Source organism: Dokdonia sp. LLG6352-1, from assembly GCF_045055815.1.
Taxonomy (GTDB): domain Bacteria; phylum Bacteroidota; class Bacteroidia; order Flavobacteriales; family Flavobacteriaceae; genus Dokdonia; species Dokdonia donghaensis.
On sequence record NZ_CP159329.1, the window covers coordinates 1770342 to 1787132 of the forward strand.

Below are 16791 nucleotides of genomic sequence, written 5' to 3' on the forward strand. Positions count from 1 at the left end.
GTATTTACTCGTTTAAAACTATCTTTGCGCCTTATGCAATTTGACTTACTTACTACAGATCCTGCTTCAAAAGCGAGAGCGGGAAAACTTACTACAGATCACGGTGTTATTGAGACACCTATTTTTATGCCTGTTGGTACCGTTGCTTCGGTAAAAGGGGTGCACCAGCGCGAGTTGAGAGAAGATATAAATCCAGATATTATACTTGGTAATACCTATCACCTTTACCTACGCCCTAAAATGGATATCTTACAGCGCGCAGGAGGATTACATAAATTTATGAACTGGGATCGCCCTATCCTTACAGATAGTGGAGGGTATCAAGTATATTCGCTTTCTAATAGACGTAAGATTAAGGAAGAAGGAGTACGTTTTAAGTCACACGTAGATGGGTCTATGCACCTTTTTACTCCAGAAAATGTGATGGAAATACAGCGCCAGATAGGGGCAGATATTATGATGGCCTTTGATGAGTGTACACCATATCCTTGTGATTATAGGTATGCAAAACGCTCTATGCATATGACTCATAGATGGCTAGATCGTTGTATTAATCATTTTAATAAGATCCCTGCATTATATGGTCACGAGCAAGCACTCTTCCCTATAGTACAAGGAAGTACGTATAAAGATTTACGTGCACAGTCTGCAGAGTATATTGCAAATGCTGGTGCTTTTGGAAATGCCATCGGTGGTCTATCTGTAGGAGAGCCAGCAGAGGAGATGTATGGTATGACAGAGGTCGTAACAGCCATCTTACCAGAAGAAAAACCTAGATACCTTATGGGGGTGGGTACACCTATAAATATTTTAGAGAATATTGCGTTAGGTGTAGATATGTTTGATTGTGTGATGCCTACCCGTAATGCACGTAACGGTATGTTATTTACCGCTCACGGTAGTATCAATATTAAAAATCTCAAGTGGGAAGACGATTTTTCTCCTATAGATGAGATGGGTATTACTTGGGTAGATACAGAGTATAGTAAGGCTTATTTACGTCACTTGTTTAAGTGTCACGAGTTATTAGGTATGCAAATTGCTACTATACATAATCTAGGATTTTATATGTGGCTCGTGCGTGAGGCAAGAAAGCATATTTTAGCTGGAGATTTCTCAACTTGGAAAGAGAAAATGGTTAAACAAATGGATAATCGTTTATAATTGAAAATATTAGATTGGTATATCGTAAAGCGCTACATCGGGACATTTGTCACGATGCTTGTACTATTTATACCTATAGGGATTATTGTAAACCTTGCAGAAAAGATTGATAAAATTCTGGCAAACGAGGTACCCTTTGGAGAAGTAGCCTTGTACTACCTTAATTTTACAATCTACTTTGCAAATCTGTTATTTCCTTTGTTCTTATTTCTCTCGGTGATATGGTTTACCTCTAAGCTGGCAAACAATACTGAGGTGATAGCCTTTTTGAGTAGTGGGGTGTCTTTTACACGCTTCTTACGTCCTTATCTTATAGGTGCCACAGTAGTGTGTGCAGGAGCTTTTGTAATGGGAACCTACCTAGCACCGCGAGCAAATAAGGGCTACAATGAGTTTATCTTTGAGTATCTCAAAAAGAAAAAAAATGATAGAGACACTAGAGACGTCTATAGGCAGATAGATGCTGGTGATTATATCTACGCGAGTAGCTTTAACCCGCGCACAAAACGTGGTCGTAATTTTACTTGGGAGCATTTTGAAGGTAATAAAATGACCTATAAGATGAGTGCGACTCAAATAAGATTTAATGAAGAAGATACGACCTATACACTCTATGGTTTTAAAAAACGCATTATAGGAGAAGATGGAGATGTTCTTATAAAACAAGCAAAAATAGACACCACCTTTGCGTTTGATATTGATGATCTAACCCCAGTAGAGTACATAGCAGAAACACTTAACACACCAGAGCTTAGAGAATTTATAGCAAAGGAGAAGGCAAGAGGGTCTTCATACATAAGTCGTTATGAGGTAACGTTACAAAAACGTTACAGTCTACCTGTAGCCGCATACATACTCACAATTATAGCAGTAGCCGTAAGTGCAATGAAGCGTCGTGGAGGTATGGGTATCAACCTCGCTTTTGGTATTGTGTTAGCCTTTGTATTTATATTTTTTGATAAAGTTTTCGGTACTCTAGCAGAGCAGTCAGACTTCCCGCCGCTGGTAGCAGTCTGGACGCCTAATATTCTATTTGCAATACTTGCAGCATACCTCCTCCAAAATGCAAAACGATAGACTCAAAGCCTATTTACATTTTCATCTTATAGTTTTTATCTGGGGCTTTACGGCCGTACTTGGCGCGCTTATCACCATAGATGCAGTACCGCTTGTATGGTTTAGAATGGGGCTCGCCAGTTTATTTATATTTATCTATATAAAAGTACGTGGTATCTCTCTTGCGCTTTCGCGAAAAGCGTTACTGGGTTTCGCTATTGCAGGTCTGGTCATTGCCATACACTGGCTTACCTTTTTTGGAGCGATAAAGGCATCTAATGTATCTATAACACTGGCTATGATGAGTACTGGGGCCTTCTTTACAGCCTTGCTTGAACCTATTTTTTATAAACGAAAATTAATCTGGTATGAGCTTCTCTTTGGAGGAATTGTAATAGCTGCTTTATATATGATTTTTGAGGTAGAGACGGCATATCGTACAGGGATATTACTAGCCTTACTGTCTGCTTTTTTATCTGCTGTATTTACCTTGATAAATGGGAAGTTTATTGCAAATCATAATCCTACTAAGATCTCATTTTATGAGTTGCTTATAGGTACAGCTTGCATCACTTTATATTTTGTCATAGCACAGCCAGCTACTTTTTTTTCTATGGAGTTTTTTAATCTCCCTACGATGGACTGGGTCTACATAGGCATACTAGCCTCTGTATGTACGGCTTATGCCTTTATAGCTGCCGTAGCTGTGATGAAGCATTTGAGTCCATACACTATAATGCTTACTATAAACCTAGAGCCTGTTTATGGTATCTTACTAGCCTTTATAGTGCTGGGAGATGCAGAGCAAATGAGTACAGAGTTTTACTATGGAGCCATAGTTATACTGGCCGTGGTAATCGCAAATGGTATCTTAAAAAACACTAAAAAATTCAAGGCTGTTAAAGAGGCTTGAGTCTCTTAAGAAAACCATTATATTTGTAGACTAATCCTAACCGAATATATAGTGCTGTATAGCACCATAAAACCCTGAAGATGGAATATTTAGATTTCGAATTACCCATTAAAGAGCTTGAAGAACAACTGGAGAAATGTGCCTTAATAGGGCAAGAAAGCGATGTTGATGTAACCCAGACTTGCAAGCAAATAGAGAAAAAACTAGCTGCTACCAAAAAAGATATTTATAAAAATCTTACAGCCTGGCAACGTGTCCAGTTGTCTAGACACCCTAACCGTCCTTATACATTAGATTACATAAACGCCATCTGTGGAGATACTTTCTTAGAGCTACACGGAGATCGCAATGTAAAAGATGATAAGGCGATGATAGGTGGCTTAGGTAAAATAGACGACCAGTCGTTTATGTTTATAGGGCAGCAAAAAGGTTATAATACAAAAACACGCCAGTACCGTAACTTTGGTATGGCAAACCCAGAAGGATACCGCAAGGCATTACGCCTTATGAAAAGCGCCGAAAAATTTGGAGTACCTGTAGTATCTATTATAGACACTCCAGGAGCATACCCAGGTCTTGAAGCCGAAGAGCGTGGTCAAGGAGAAGCAATTGCTCGTAACATCTTAGAGATGACACGCCTTAAAGTGCCTATCATCGTTGTGATTATAGGTGAGGGAGCCAGTGGTGGAGCCTTAGGTATAGGTGTAGGAGATAAAGTATTAATGCTAGAAAACACGTGGTACTCTGTAATATCACCAGAGTCTTGTTCTTCTATATTATGGAGAAGCTGGGAGTTTAAGGAGCAGGCTGCAGAGGCGCTTAAGCTTACTGCAAAAGATATGAAAAAGCAAAAAATCATAGACGAGATCGTAAAAGAACCACTAGGTGGTGCTCACGCAAATCGTCCTGAGACTTTCCTTACAGTAAAAGATTCAATTCTGAAAGCGTTTGATGAATTTAAGAACTTATCACCAACAGAATTAGTAGATCAGCGTATGGAAAAGTATTCTCAAATGGGAGTCTTCAAGGGCTAACAAGACCTTTTTCACTTGATGCCATAATCCGCACTTTGTAAGTGCGGATTTTTTTACCCTTATTAACAATATTTTCAAGTTATTAACAGTTGCATTGTTAATGACCTGTGAGTACTACGCTTTCGCGAAAGCGTAACTCGCATAACTATTTTTTTACATTCGTAGCTATGGAACAAACCAAGCCAAAACCAGCATATAATACTTCTAAGGGTCAGGTAATTAGCCTTGAAAAAGGTAAAATACCGCCACAAGCACTTGATCTTGAGGTAGTTGTGCTAGGTGCGCTTATGATTGATAAGAAGGGTGTAGATGAGGTAATAGACATCTTATCACCAGAGGTTTTTTATAAAGAACAGCATAAACACATCTTTGAGGCGATACGCGTACTCTTTGAAGAAGGGCAGCCAGTAGACTTATTAACCGTTTCTGAGCAGCTCAAGAAAATGGCAAAGCTGGAAGCGGCTGGAGGTGATTATTACCTTATACAACTTACTCAAAAAGTAGCCTCTTCTGCACACATTGAGTATCACGCACGTATCATCTTACAGAAGTTTATACAGCGATCACTTATTAAAATCTCAAATGAGATTATAGAAGAAGCATATGATGAGACCACAGATGTTTTTGACCTACTAGACACTGCCGAAACCAAGTTATACGAGGTAACACAGGGTAATGTAAAGCGTAGTTCAGAAAGTGCGCAGAGTCTCGTAATACAAGCCAAAAAGAAAATTGAAGAAATAGCAAACCAAGAGGGGCTCTCGGGTATACCTACTGGTTTTCATAAGGTAGATGAGCTTACCTCAGGATGGCAACCATCAGATTTAATTATTGTGGCGGCTCGTCCAGGTATGGGTAAAACGGCTATGACCCTTACGATGGCTCGTAATATGGCGGTAGATCAGAATGTGCCTGTAGCCTTCTTCTCCCTGGAGATGTCTTCTGTACAGCTCATCACACGTTTGATCTCGTCTGAGACGGGGCTCTCTTCTGAGAAGTTACGTACTGGTAAACTAGAAAAACACGAGTGGGAACAGCTTAACGTAAAGGTAAAGAGCCTTGAGAAAGCACCACTATTTATAGATGATACTCCGTCGCTCTCTATTTTTGACTTACGAGCAAAGGCGCGACGTCTAGCATCGCAGTTTGGTATAAAAATCATAATGATAGATTACCTCCAGCTTATGACGGGAGGATCTGCAAATAAAGGCGGTGGTAACCGTGAGCAGGAGATCTCGATGATTTCTCGTAACCTTAAGGCACTTGCAAAAGAACTTAGTGTACCTGTAATCGCACTATCGCAGCTATCGCGTGCGGTAGAGACGCGTGGTGGTAGTAAACGACCACTACTGTCTGACCTGCGTGAATCTGGAGCGATCGAGCAGGATGCAGATATTGTATCATTTATTTACCGTCCAGAATATTATAAGATAGAGGAGTGGGATGATGAGGAGCGCAGCCCGACTGAAGGTCAAGGAGAGTTTATCGTGGCTAAACACCGTAACGGGGGTCTAGATAACATCCGTCTTAAGTTTATAGGCCACCTAGGTAAATTTGATAACCTAGACGACTTTACAACACCGTATGAGTTTGCAAGTAGTATGAACGCCGCTGCAAATGATGATACCTTTAACCCTAATGCATTACCTAGTGCAGATGACGCCTTTGGCGGCCCAGCACCAGGACTACCTAGTGAAGAAGAAGATGATGGAGTTCCATTTTAGAACATAATGTAATTACAGAAAAAGCCTCAATAGTATCGCTACCGAGGCTTTTTGTTTTTATAACAATCCACAATCTAGAGTTCATCTTGTTTAGGATGTCTTTTGGCACGCTGCTTGTCATAACAAATCCGTAAATTTCACGTTATAAAATTGATGATGAAAAAACTCTTTATACTCTCCTTTTTGATATTGAATTTTGCTTTCGCGAAAGCGTCATACATCCTCATACCTATGGATGTAGAGGCACAAAAGGAACACCTCAAAGCCTACGGGATTACCTACTGGTCACTTAATAAAAGCCAGAAGGTAAAATGGTTACTCAACTATCGTGGTGGGTCATTTTTATTACCAGACACAGAGGAGGTGCGCCGTGAGTGCACCATACGTGGTGTCTCTTATGAGGTACTCTCAGATAGTCAGACCGAAAAGATTCTTACAGAGATTGCGAGCCCATCGCAAAATATGGAGGCTGTCGTATTAGAAAAAGCACCAAAAATTGCCGTTTACACGCCAGATAGTAAAGTGCCGTGGGATGATGCCGTGACAATGGTACTTACTTATGCAGAGATTCCTTATACGACTATATATGATAAAGAGGTGCTAAGCGACCAACTTATATTATACGACTGGTTACACCTGCATCACGAGGATTTTACAGGCCAGTTTGGAAAATTTTATGGAGCCTACAGAGCAGCACCTTGGTACATAGAAGAAAAGAAAGCCGCCGAAGCACTGGCTGCCGAGCTAGGGTATAGCAAAGTGTCTGAAGAGAAGCGAGATGTTGCTTTAAAAATACGTGACTACGTAGTGGGCGGTGGTTTTATGTTTGCAATGTGTAGCGCGACAGATAGTTTTGATATTGCACTGGCTGCAGAGGGTGTAGATATTTGTGAACCTATGTTTGACGGAGATCCTAGTGACCCTAGTTATAGCTCAAAGATTGATTTTAAAAAGACCTTTGCGTTTAAGAATTTCACCCTAGAGCGATCGCCTACTATGTATGAGTTCTCATCTATAGATATGACTCGTAAACGTAAGATTCCTTTTAGTACAGATTATTTTACGCTCAAAGATTATAGCGCAAAGTGGGACCCTATCCCTACAATGTTATGCCAGAACCATACGGCACTAGTAAAAGGATTTATGGGGCAAACTACGAGTTATGACTCAGAGGTTATAAAATCTAATGTGCTCGTGATGGGCGAAAATCTTACTAATGGTGAGGCACGTTACATACACGGTATAAAAGGTAAGGGCTTCTTTACATTTTATGGAGGGCACGACCCAGAAGATTACCGTCACCGCGTGGGAGACCCAAAAACAGAGCTTGAGCTTCATCCTAACTCACCTGGGTATCGTCTTATACTTAATAATGTATTGTTTCCTGCGGCTCGTAAGAAAAAACAAAAAACCTGATTACATTGTTACGCCTAGTCTACATACTTTGTGCAGTGGCACTTATGGCCACTGCAGATGCTCCAGAGCGATTTGCTTGGAGTGAGACACGTGCGTTGCAGTGGTCAGATTTTAAAGGATCACCGGGTACGCTAGATGGCTGGGCAGCTAGTTCTAGTACGGGTATGAGTCAGGGGTATGCCTCAAATGGTCAAGGCTTTTTAGATAAAAATAGCATTACAGTAACCGCACATTTTTATCCAGAATACTCGTGGGTGCGACATAAAGAAAAAACAAAACACCTGCTCGCACACGAGCAAACACATTTTGATATTACAGAAGTCTATGCTCGTAAACTCCAGGCACGCATTGCTGCCTATAATTTTACAGAAAATGGCCTAGAAGAAATAAAAGCCATTTACCAAGAAGTAGAACAAGAGCGCATTGCTACCCAAAAGTTATTTGATAAAGAGTCTAACCACTCTATAGATCATATGAAAGAAGTACAATGGGAGCTTAGAGTAGCCAGATGGCTCGATGGCAACTTTGAAGAATAGAAAACTAAATACTCATTCTAACACATAAAAAAAACTGGATTCTCATTTTTGAGAATCCAGTTTTCTGTTTCTTAGCCTAAAGCCTAAAGCCTAAAGCCTAAAGCCTAAAGCCTAAAGCCTAAAGCCTAAAGCCTAAAGCCTAAAGCCTAAAGCCTGTTTTTAGTTGTAAAACGGTACTTCTACGCGCGCATTACCCCACGCCATATGTAAGTGAGCACCTTTATCTTCTGGAGTAAACTCCATACCAAAATACTCTATAGACTCATCTTCCATAGTAACTGGTACAGTGATACGTGCTACGTCATTTTCTGGTTTATAAAAGTAAGATCCCCATACATTAAGGTCTGAGCTTAAGATTACCGTCCACTCATTACCATTAGGCATTGCATACATTGTGTACGTTCCAGCTTTTACCGGTGTCGTACCTAGTTTCATATCTTTATATAATGTCACCTCTACAGCTTCATTTGCACCTAGTCTCCATACTTTTCCTTCTGGAGCAAGTTTAGAAAGCTCACGTCCTTTAAGTTGCGGTCTACTGTAAGTTACTTTAATATCTTTATTTGCTTCTTTATAACTTGTAGGGAAAGCCGCTTGGTCCATAGGACTCTTGTCTACTTTAAAATCTTGAGCATTAAGTGATGGTCCTGCAACAAAGGCAAGAGCAACCATCGCAGTCATAAGTACATTTTTCATAGTTAATTAATTTTTGAGTTAATGAGGCTTATAAGGCCTTGGGTTATAGTGTAAAGTTAAGATGTAGGTCGGCAATATTTATTAAAACTTTCAAAATGTTTTTAAAGTACGCTTTCGCGAAAGCGTATACCTATACATTTGCATACTAATATCATATATAGTTATAATTTGTAACCATAAATGATATTTGTGTTTTATTAATGAAAGTGTAAGTGCATCTTTGACTTATCAATAACAAATAAAACAAGTATTATGTGTGGAATTGTATGCGCCTTTGATCTAAAGGAGAAAGCCGAAGATTTACGCCCCCAATTATTAGAAATGTCTAAAAAAATTCGTCATAGAGGACCGGATTGGAATGGAGTTTTTAATAATGAGAATGCGATAATGACTCACGAGCGTCTCTCTATAGTAGATCCCGCTTCTGGAAAGCAGCCTTTGTTTTCAAAAGATAAAAGCCTTGTGCTTGCGGCAAATGGGGAGATATACAATCACAAAGAGCTGCGTGAGCAACTTACGGGTGACTATGAGTTTCAAACAGCATCAGACTGTGAGATTATACTCGCGCTTTATAAAGAGTACGGTCACGATTTTTGTGATATGCTCAACGGTATTTTTGGGTTTGCACTCTATGATGTAGAAAAAGATGAGTACTTCGTAGCTCGTGATCATATGGGTATCATCCCTTTATATATGGGATGGGACCAACACGGTACTTTTTATGTAGCCTCAGAGCTTAAGGCACTAGAAGGTGTTTGTTCAAAAATAGAATTATTTCCCCCGGGACACTATTATTCTAGTACAACGGGAGAGCTTACACGCTGGTACACCCGTGACTGGATGGAGTATGATAATGTAAAAGATAACGAGTCTAGTATAGAAGAGTTACACGATGCACTTGCAGCCTCTGTAAAACGCCAGCTTATGAGTGATGTACCTTATGGGGTATTACTCTCTGGAGGTTTAGACTCCTCTATTACTAGTGCCGTGGCAAAGCTCTACTCTGAGAAGCGTATAGAGTCTGGAGATAAAACCGGAGCGTGGTGGCCACAGTTACACTCTTTTAGTATAGGGCTCAAGGGGTCCCCCGACCTTGCTGCTGCTCAAGTAGTGGCAGACCATATAGGCACTGTACATCACCCTATAGAGTTTACGATACAAGAAGGACTAGATGCCATAAAAGATGTGATCTATCACCTAGAGACCTATGATATCACTACCATAAGAGCTAGCACTCCTATGTACCTTATGGCAAGAGTCATCAAGTCTATGGGAGTAAAAATGGTACTCTCTGGTGAGGGTGCAGATGAGATTTTTGGTGGGTACTTATACTTTCACAAAGCGCCTACGGCAAAAGATTTTCACGAGGAGACCGTACGCAAGCTAGACAAGTTGCATATGTATGATTGCTTAAGAGCAAACAAGTCACTTGCTGCCTGGGGTATAGAAGGACGTGTACCCTTTTTAGATAAAGAATTTATGGATGTGGCAATGCGCCTCAACCCAGTAGATAAAATGATTACCAAAGAACGCCGCAGTATGGAAAAGTGGATCTTACGTAAGGCGTTTGAAAAATACCTTCCAGAAAGTGTAGCCTGGAGACAGAAAGAACAATTTTCTGACGGTGTAGGCTACTCGTGGATAGACACACTTAAGGATGTGGTAGATCAAGCAGTAAGTGCTACCCAAATGGAAAACGCACACCACCGCTTCCCAACGCATACACCACAAAACAAAGAAGAGTTTTACTACCGCAGTATTTTTGAAGAGCACTTCCCAAGTGATGCTGCAGCGCTTTGTGTACCATCTGTACCTAGTGTGGCGTGTAGTACACCTATCGCACTAGAGTGGGATGAGGCATTTAAAAATATGAACGATCCATCGGGTAGGGCAGTAGCCTTTGTGCACGATGATGCCTATTAAGACTTTTGTTTTATTAGTTTAATTGTAAAGAACCCACTTGTAATGAGTGGGTTTTTTTTACGCTTTCGCGAAAGCGGACTCATACCCAAAAAATAAAAAAGCCTTAGTAGGGACTAAGGCTTTGTAATCATTAAGTGGGGGAGAGGGTATTTATACGGTCTCGGCTTTCCAAGCAAATTTTTGGAAAGGCTCATCTACTGGCGTATTTGCGATGTGGTTTGTGTAGTTACTTATCACCTTTTGAGAAAGACCCAAAATGATATCTAGCACTTGTCTCTCACCATATCCTGCAGCATAAAATGTGTCAAGATCTTCTTGAGTTACATTACCACGGTTACGAGTTACTGTAAGTGTGAAGTTACGTAGTGCCTCAAGCTTCTCAGACGGTAAGGTAGTCTTGTTGCGTAGGGCATCTGTGATGGCAGCGTCTACCTTCATCATATGTGCAATCCCTGTGTGTGCCGGTACACAGTAGTGACACTCGTGCTCTACATTAATAGTTTGCCATACCACGGTAAGCTCATCATTATCAAAAGAAGACTCACCAAATAATTTGTGAAGTGTCTGGTAAGCTTCTAGTAGTTGAGGTGACTCAGCTAGTACGCCGTGTAGGCCTGGTACCATTCCAAAAGCTTTAAGAGATCCCTCAAGTAAAGGCTTACTTTCTTGTGGTGCAGAGTCAATGTCGTGAATTTTTAAAGTAGTCATAATTTTTCTTTTTTCTAGTTATTGTTAATTATATCTAAACAATCGTTTAGTTTTAGGTTAAAAAAAACCGTTACTGGTTTTTAAATATGTTTTCTATATAATGTGATAATTGCTCTTGTGTAAACATCCTTGTGGCAGATGAGAGTCCAAACATTGCGATAAGCAAGTAATCTGCCTGGGCTGTAATCTCTTGCGACGTCTTATTGCCATCTTGTGCTATGATGCTTGCAAATGTGGCTTTAATCTCACCGGTAAAACTCGCTAGTGCATCTTTAATACCTTGGTCTGCATCTGGGCCTATCTCATTTGCCGTATTTGTCACTAGGCATCCTTTACCGTACTCGGTCTCTCTGGTAAAAGCTATAAAGTTGTAAAAGTATTCCTTTATACCTGCTACGCCTTTTTGTGTTGCCTTGAGCTCATTTACTAGCGTGTACAGTTTCTTTTTATAACAAGCAATGCTCTCTAAAAAAACACCGTTCTTACTGCCAAAGCTTGAGTAAATAGAAAATTTATTAATCCCCATTTCCTTTTCAAGCATTTGCATAGAGGTACCCTCATAGCCGTTACGCCAAAAAAGGTTCATCGCTTTCTCGATCACCAGGTCTTCTCTATATGCTTTTTTTCTTGCCATATTTGTAATACGATACAAAACTAACCACTTGGTTAGTTATTGCCAAGTTTTTAACGTTTATTTAGTGTATGGTGGCTAGAAGAGGTGTGCTAGTTTGTTAAGATCACTAGCATTATCTAGTTTGTAAAAATGCGGTACTTGCCACTTTTGTGTGGCTATGGCTTGCTTGCTCGTAGGTACATCCCAGGGAGGATAGACTCGAAAACCGCGCTTTCCTTCTTTGTGAGCTGTGCTTACTATCGTCTTGTCTTGCAAGCGGTCTTTTGTAAAAACAAATACGCCCGCCTCGGTCTCGTTGCTTGCATAGATGATGTAATAATCAAAGAGGTCATCTATGTGAAAAGGTGCAATAGGTGCTATGCCCGCTCTTTTCCAAGAGGTCACAAACTGCCCTACTTTTTTTGGCGTCTGTTTGGCTTTTCTGTAGATGATGGTTTTTTGACCGACTATAAAGCTACAGCCCTCATATGCTTTGCTCTCTGGATCTTCTGTATACTTAGACAGCTCCAGATGATGTGGATCAAAAAACACGTCTATAAGTGTGCAGAGCGATGGATGCATTTATGAGTTAGCTTGCAGCTGTTTTTATGGTCTGGGTGAACGTAGCAGCTGGCACCACTACATCTACTTTTCTTTAGGGCTCGATGCCTTCTATCTTCTCAATGGTTTCTTTAAAGAGCCCAAGTAAAAACTGTAGCTTTTGTGCATCTCCAGAGGCGCTGAAGGTTTTATCTTCAATCTTGACACTATACCAGTCGTTCTTATTTTTCTCGTTAAGTATTTGTGGGATAGCGAGTGTAGCCAGCGAGGTGTTAGACACATCTATCTCTACTTCCCAGCCGGGGTTATCTGTGGTGTTTATTTGTATGGCTTCGCCTTGCTCCCAGGTGCCGTCACAGTTGTTTAAAAACCACTGTTGTATCCAGTCTAGTATGGTATCATTCATAAGGTGTGTTTTATAAGGTCTTTGCAATGTGTTTGAGTAAAAAGGTCTCGCGCTCTATACTCATCCCTTTTTTTGAACTCGTTGCTATGATATGCTCATTATGAGCAATGGCCTCTTGTATGGGGATCCATACGGCTTTCATCCCGTTGCTCGTCTAATAACGCTCTAGGCTTGCAGTGCCCAGTTCTTTATGTACCTCACAGGTGTAGCAATAAGAGATCATATGCTGTATATCGTGCGTGGGTTTATACCACGGCCTGTACTCCTCATAGGTGCCATAGGGAGTAATGTTTGTAATACCCATCGCTCCTGTCTCCTCTCGCAACTCACGCATCATACCCGTGATGATATCTTCCCCCTCATCAAGACCACCGCCAGGCAGGCTGTAATCTTCATAACGAGCAGTGTACATAAGTAGTATGTAATCACCTTGCATCGCGATGCTCCTTGTGGTAAGCCGCTTGATGATAGACTTGCCCTCTAGGCTTGTGATATCTGGGTGATAGTGTGTCTTTAAGTGTTGCATTGCGGTAACGTAAGTAGCACGCAAAAATACCTACTTAATTCCCTTTATGGCGCTATATAGGTCGTAAAGTATGAAGTACTATGATTACGCTTTCGCGAAAACAAAAAACCACCTGTTCCTTTGGGGTGGGTGGTTTTTAGGTTGTTTTTTAACTTAGTTTCTTGTTGTAATCAGTTTTAATTTATGATTGTATCATCCAATCGATACTTGTTGAATAATTTTCCTTTTTCAGTAAATTTATATTGATTGCTTTTTAATTTTTCAATTAAATCATTAGCTAAGAAATAATCAAACATTTTTCTTTCTGCAGTTGATAATCTTAGTGAGTCAGTAAACATTGTCAATTCTCTTTGCGCTCTTGGCGCTATCTTTCCAAATAATTCATATAACTTTTCATTCGCTTTAAGTTGATTATATTCTTCTAAATAAATATCTTCTCTAGTATTCAGAGGCAATTCTGAAACACCCTTATTGATTGCACCAAGTTGGTTTTTATAATTCTCAATTGTTGTTTTAAATGTTTCAATCTCCTCATTTTTATTAGAAAGAAGATTGTCAAAACGTATTGCTTGATTCCTGATTTTTTCTCTAAGTTCAATCGAATCTTCAATATTTAGTACTTGTAAGTTTTCTTGAGTGTTACGAATGTCAATTTTCCATTTTTTAAAGCGCAATGAAACATAATAAGCTCCAACAGCAAGAAAAGGATAAATAACAAGAAGTATTAAAGTTGATATTGCAGGCCAAAGTAATAGGTCATTGTTGTCATAGTAATTAGAAATAATAAAATCAATTTTATTACCGCTTACTTCTTCGTTATCTACAAAAAGTGTCAAGTAGATTATTTTCCAATTCCATACACACCAAGATAAAAGAAATGTTCCAAATAATGGGCTTACAAGACGTTCGTATAGAATATTATTCACAGATTTCTTAAAATCTTCAATCATAGTTTTTATTTAAGGTCACACAATGGCGACATCTAAGAAAAGTATTTTGAAACATTTAGCAACTTTCCAAAAAAAAAAATATCGAAACTATAGTGTTAACCATTATTTGCATTATTGTTTTTATGCATTGTTAGGAATAGTTTATTCGAGCTCAATATCGTCTTCGTTATTAATTCCAAACCCTTTTGATAATTCTTGAAAACGTCTTATTGAATGCATCCAATCTGAATTATTTAATTCATTAGAAAATTCAATAAAATGATTTGGAATTTGATAATTCATAAAGTTTTTTAATGATTCTTTAATAACCTTCTTTTCCTCTTGAATCATTTCTTCAGTAACAGGTATTTCTACTAATTGAAATGCTCGAGATAATTTATCAGTTAAGATGATTTTTCTTTTTCTGCTAACACGCTGTTTAAACTCTTGTTGTAACCAATCATTTAGATATGATTCTCCATCATAAAGACAGCCAAAGTCAGAATCTCTTGTTACTAATATTATATGTTTCCCAGATTCTTTTGCACAATGTATTAGCCATTCCCAATTGACGGCATCTCCAATCGAATTATCTGATTTTTTTCTTGGTGGGTAACCAAGAATAAATCTTTTTTTAGCCAAGTTCCTTATTGTTATTCTCTTCTTATTCTCCCGATTCAGATTGATATCGCATTTATGCCTAAACATTTTTTGCAACGACTTATAAACTGGGTCGTTATAAACTGGGCTCTTTAAAATTTGTTCAATTTTAACTTTGAGTTTTTTTTGACGTTTTTGGATGTCTTTCCTTGATTTAGCAATCATATCAACTGTTTTTTTGTCAGATAGAATTGCTGGAACCTTTCCAGTAACAGTTCCAATTTTTTTAATTTCGGCAATACTTTCAAGAATAACTGATTGACGATTTTTCTTAAATTCCATTTCAACTTGGCTAGAAGTAATTATTAGTTCCAAGTGATTTTCAATTTGTTCAAGATACTTCATAGAAATATCGGATTTTCTGATTCTATAAAAGTCAAGAAGAATATTTGTATCAATGAATATTAAAGCATCAATTGTTTCTATTTTTTTCGTCATAGAGTTTTTTAAATTTCCGTTAACTAATATATTCATTATCTATGGCCCGTAAGCCCAGTAAAACCTGCGTCCTAGCTAGTTATTTTAGTTTAATAGGTCGTATCTCGTTTTTGATTGCATAAACGCAACCTTATAAACCGCTACGCTACAGTGCTCTAAAATACAGTACTGTTATCATATTTCTTTACGGTTTTCCTTATTCTGTGCACATTTTTATAAACATTTTCCTACAAAAAGGGGGTAGGGTTGTGAGTGACAACTTTCGCGAAAGCGTACTACAAAAAAAACCACCTTTATAGAAGTAAAAAGGTGGTTGTGTCAAGTTGGGGTGCAAAGGAGGTTATGCCTTTACTTGAGGTAGGGGCTTTTTCTTTTTATAATGTCTGCCGTACCAAAGTAAAACACCAGTAACGGGTAAAGTTGCGGTGAGCAGGCTTACTAAAAAGGCAATGATCTTACCTACAATGCCGCCTATGGCGCCAATGTGTATGTCATAATTCATACGCTGTATTTTATCTGCAATGCCTGCATTTCTGTACTTACCATAAATACTGGGTGTCTCCAGCTCTTGGAGCGTGTTTTGATCAAAAAAACGGTAATCTGAGTCGTAGTACAGGCCTTTGCTATTTGAGACTTCTACATAGATACTCTCTTCTGGGGTGGTAGGGTAGTGCAGCTCATAACTTTCGGCCTCTGGATTTTCTAGCGATAGCTTTGTGATGAGGTAATCCATAGGCACGGTGGTATTTCTTTGTGCGAGGGTGCTCTGGTTTTCTGGTATGATAAAGTAGGGGCTTTTTTCTCCTCCCGTAGATTTATATACCACATACTTTAACCAGTTGTACGATATCATAGAGCCTGTAAAAGCGACTATTAATGCAAAGGAGCAAATGTAAAAACCGGTAACGGTATGCAGGTCAAAGTTTTTGCGCTTCCAGCGGGTGGTCTTTTTCCAATCAAATTTGAGACGTTGTTTAAGATTCTTACGCTTTTTAGGTATCCAGATGATAAAACCTGAGATAATGATGAGTATAAAAAACAATATAGAGACGCCTACTACTTGCTCACCTATAGCCTTAGGCAACCAAAGACGCATATGTCCTTTTAATATAAATGCAAAAAATCCAGAAAGATGATCATCTACTTGTATCACTTCTCCAGAGTATGGGTTTAAAAAAACGCTTTGGTAAAACTCGGGTTCGGCATCATAAAAGATGACCTCTATTGCATCGTCTTTTTTCTTAAAGAGCGTGCCGTGTACCGTATTATTAGGCAAGACGGCCTCTGCAAGTTCTTTTGCCTCTGTGGGGGTTAAGATAGCTTGCTCTTGAGGAGTTACTTTTTTATAGTCGTCATAAAGACTTTCTATCTCTTCTCTAAATGCCCAACAGCAGCCTGTGATGGCTACTATAAAAACCACAATACCTGTGGCAAGTCCCAAGATTTTATGAAGCTGAAATGCAAATTTTTTAAACGTCATTGTTTTAA

Annotated in this window: 18 protein-coding genes; 8 read left to right on the top strand and 10 right to left on the bottom strand. The window is 39.1% G+C overall.

Annotation, left to right across the window (positions count from 1 at the left end):
* Positions 1-33: 33 nt before the first annotated feature.
* From tgt to ABVM49_RS07960, 7 genes are all read left to right on the top strand, one after another.
* A complete protein-coding gene (tgt, locus tag ABVM49_RS07930) occupies positions 34-1164 on the top strand; it encodes a tRNA guanosine(34) transglycosylase Tgt (protein ID WP_021778307.1) in 1131 nt (376 codons plus the stop codon).
* Positions 1165-2241, top strand: a complete 1077-nt coding sequence (locus tag ABVM49_RS07935; RefSeq protein WP_021778308.1) for an LptF/LptG family permease — start codon at positions 1165-1167, stop codon at positions 2239-2241.
* Entirely contained in the window at positions 2228-3133 is a 906-nt protein-coding gene (locus ABVM49_RS07940) for a DMT family transporter (protein WP_405201421.1), read from the top strand. The genes ABVM49_RS07935 and ABVM49_RS07940 overlap by 14 nt, the downstream gene beginning before the upstream one ends.
* An 80-nt stretch (positions 3134-3213) precedes the next feature.
* Positions 3214-4167 (top strand): acetyl-CoA carboxylase carboxyltransferase subunit alpha, encoded by a 954-nt coding sequence (locus ABVM49_RS07945; protein ID WP_021778310.1) that lies wholly within the window; start codon positions 3214-3216, stop codon positions 4165-4167.
* A 167-nt stretch (positions 4168-4334) separates the two neighbouring features.
* Entirely contained in the window at positions 4335-5891 is a 1557-nt protein-coding gene (dnaB, locus tag ABVM49_RS07950) for a replicative DNA helicase (RefSeq protein WP_021778311.1), read from the top strand.
* Between the two features lie 156 nt (positions 5892-6047).
* Positions 6048-7307, top strand: coding sequence for an asparagine synthetase B (locus ABVM49_RS07955; protein WP_405203665.1), 1260 nt, complete (start codon positions 6048-6050; stop codon positions 7305-7307).
* A gap of 5 nt (positions 7308-7312) precedes the next feature.
* Positions 7313-7843: a hypothetical protein gene (locus tag ABVM49_RS07960; protein ID WP_375253434.1), complete on the top strand. Its 531-nt coding sequence runs from the start codon at positions 7313-7315 to the stop codon at positions 7841-7843.
* A 159-nt stretch (positions 7844-8002) separates the two neighbouring features.
* Here the strand turns inward: ABVM49_RS07960 and ABVM49_RS07965 are convergent, their stop codons facing one another.
* Positions 8003-8539: a DUF2911 domain-containing protein gene (locus tag ABVM49_RS07965; RefSeq protein WP_405201422.1), complete on the bottom strand. Its 537-nt coding sequence runs from the start codon at positions 8537-8539 to the stop codon at positions 8003-8005.
* Positions 8540-8791: 252 nt separating this feature from the next.
* Between ABVM49_RS07965 and asnB the strand changes: the two genes are divergently transcribed.
* The gene (gene asnB / locus ABVM49_RS07970) at positions 8792-10462 is read left to right on the top strand and encodes an asparagine synthase B (protein ID WP_405201423.1); all 1671 of its coding nucleotides are present in this window, start codon (positions 8792-8794) and stop codon (positions 10460-10462) included.
* Positions 10463-10612: 150 nt separating this feature from the next.
* Here the strand turns inward: asnB and ABVM49_RS07975 are convergent, their stop codons facing one another.
* The 9 genes from ABVM49_RS07975 to ABVM49_RS08015 form a co-directional block, all read right to left on the bottom strand.
* The gene (locus tag ABVM49_RS07975; RefSeq protein WP_405201424.1) at positions 10613-11170 is read right to left on the bottom strand and encodes a carboxymuconolactone decarboxylase family protein; all 558 of its coding nucleotides are present in this window, start codon (positions 11168-11170) and stop codon (positions 10613-10615) included.
* A gap of 70 nt (positions 11171-11240) precedes the next feature.
* A complete protein-coding gene (locus ABVM49_RS07980) occupies positions 11241-11804 on the bottom strand; it encodes a TetR/AcrR family transcriptional regulator (protein ID WP_405201425.1) in 564 nt (187 codons plus the stop codon).
* A 75-nt stretch (positions 11805-11879) separates the two neighbouring features.
* Positions 11880-12365 (bottom strand): MepB family protein, encoded by a 486-nt coding sequence (locus tag ABVM49_RS07985; protein WP_405201426.1) that lies wholly within the window; start codon positions 12363-12365, stop codon positions 11880-11882.
* A gap of 73 nt (positions 12366-12438) precedes the next feature.
* Complete coding sequence (locus ABVM49_RS07990) at positions 12439-12750, bottom strand: immunity 53 family protein (RefSeq protein ID WP_021778320.1); 312 nt, start codon at positions 12748-12750, stop codon at positions 12439-12441.
* Positions 12751-12760: 10 nt separating this feature from the next.
* Entirely contained in the window at positions 12761-12892 is a 132-nt protein-coding gene (locus ABVM49_RS07995) for a hypothetical protein (protein ID WP_405201427.1), read from the bottom strand.
* 12 nt (positions 12893-12904) lie between these two features.
* Positions 12905-13276, bottom strand: a complete 372-nt coding sequence (locus ABVM49_RS08000) for an NUDIX hydrolase (protein ID WP_405201428.1) — start codon at positions 13274-13276, stop codon at positions 12905-12907.
* A gap of 176 nt (positions 13277-13452) precedes the next feature.
* Complete coding sequence (locus tag ABVM49_RS08005) at positions 13453-14226, bottom strand: hypothetical protein (RefSeq protein ID WP_405201429.1); 774 nt, start codon at positions 14224-14226, stop codon at positions 13453-13455.
* A 141-nt stretch (positions 14227-14367) separates the two neighbouring features.
* Positions 14368-15339 carry a PIN domain-containing protein gene (locus tag ABVM49_RS08010; protein WP_405201430.1) on the bottom strand — a complete coding sequence of 324 codons (972 nt, stop codon included), beginning with the start codon at positions 15337-15339 and terminating at the stop codon, positions 14368-14370.
* A 304-nt stretch (positions 15340-15643) separates the two neighbouring features.
* Positions 15644-16783 carry a PepSY-associated TM helix domain-containing protein gene (locus tag ABVM49_RS08015; protein WP_405201431.1) on the bottom strand — a complete coding sequence of 380 codons (1140 nt, stop codon included), beginning with the start codon at positions 16781-16783 and terminating at the stop codon, positions 15644-15646.
* Between the last annotated feature and the right edge of the window lie 8 nt (positions 16784-16791).

What these genes read in the sequence shown, in the direction of transcription:
- tgt (WP_021778307.1), top strand. Translation starts at nt 34, where the DNA reads ATGCAATTTGACTTACTTACTACAGATCCTGCTTCAAAAGCGAGAGCG.
- ABVM49_RS07940 (WP_405201421.1), top strand. Translation starts at nt 2,228, where the DNA reads ATGCAAAACGATAGACTCAAAGCCTATTTACATTTTCATCTTATAGTT.
- ABVM49_RS07945 (WP_021778310.1), top strand. Translation starts at nt 3,214, where the DNA reads ATGGAATATTTAGATTTCGAATTACCCATTAAAGAGCTTGAAGAACAA.
- dnaB (WP_021778311.1), top strand. Translation starts at nt 4,335, where the DNA reads ATGGAACAAACCAAGCCAAAACCAGCATATAATACTTCTAAGGGTCAG.
- ABVM49_RS07955 (WP_405203665.1), top strand. Translation starts at nt 6,048, where the DNA reads ATGAAAAAACTCTTTATACTCTCCTTTTTGATATTGAATTTTGCTTTC.
- ABVM49_RS07965 (WP_405201422.1), bottom strand. Translation starts at nt 8,539, where the DNA reads ATGAAAAATGTACTTATGACTGCGATGGTTGCTCTTGCCTTTGTTGCA.
- asnB (WP_405201423.1), top strand. Translation starts at nt 8,792, where the DNA reads ATGTGTGGAATTGTATGCGCCTTTGATCTAAAGGAGAAAGCCGAAGAT.
- ABVM49_RS07975 (WP_405201424.1), bottom strand. Translation starts at nt 11,170, where the DNA reads ATGACTACTTTAAAAATTCACGACATTGACTCTGCACCACAAGAAAGT.
- ABVM49_RS07980 (WP_405201425.1), bottom strand. Translation starts at nt 11,804, where the DNA reads ATGGCAAGAAAAAAAGCATATAGAGAAGACCTGGTGATCGAGAAAGCG.
- ABVM49_RS07985 (WP_405201426.1), bottom strand. Translation starts at nt 12,365, where the DNA reads ATGCATCCATCGCTCTGCACACTTATAGACGTGTTTTTTGATCCACAT.
- ABVM49_RS07990 (WP_021778320.1), bottom strand. Translation starts at nt 12,750, where the DNA reads ATGAATGATACCATACTAGACTGGATACAACAGTGGTTTTTAAACAAC.
- ABVM49_RS07995 (WP_405201427.1), bottom strand. Translation starts at nt 12,892, where the DNA reads ATGAAAGCCGTATGGATCCCCATACAAGAGGCCATTGCTCATAATGAG.
- ABVM49_RS08000 (WP_405201428.1), bottom strand. Translation starts at nt 13,276, where the DNA reads ATGCAACACTTAAAGACACACTATCACCCAGATATCACAAGCCTAGAG.
- ABVM49_RS08005 (WP_405201429.1), bottom strand. Translation starts at nt 14,226, where the DNA reads ATGATTGAAGATTTTAAGAAATCTGTGAATAATATTCTATACGAACGT.
- ABVM49_RS08010 (WP_405201430.1), bottom strand. Translation starts at nt 15,339, where the DNA reads ATGAATATATTAGTTAACGGAAATTTAAAAAACTCTATGACGAAAAAA.
- ABVM49_RS08015 (WP_405201431.1), bottom strand. Translation starts at nt 16,783, where the DNA reads ATGACGTTTAAAAAATTTGCATTTCAGCTTCATAAAATCTTGGGACTT.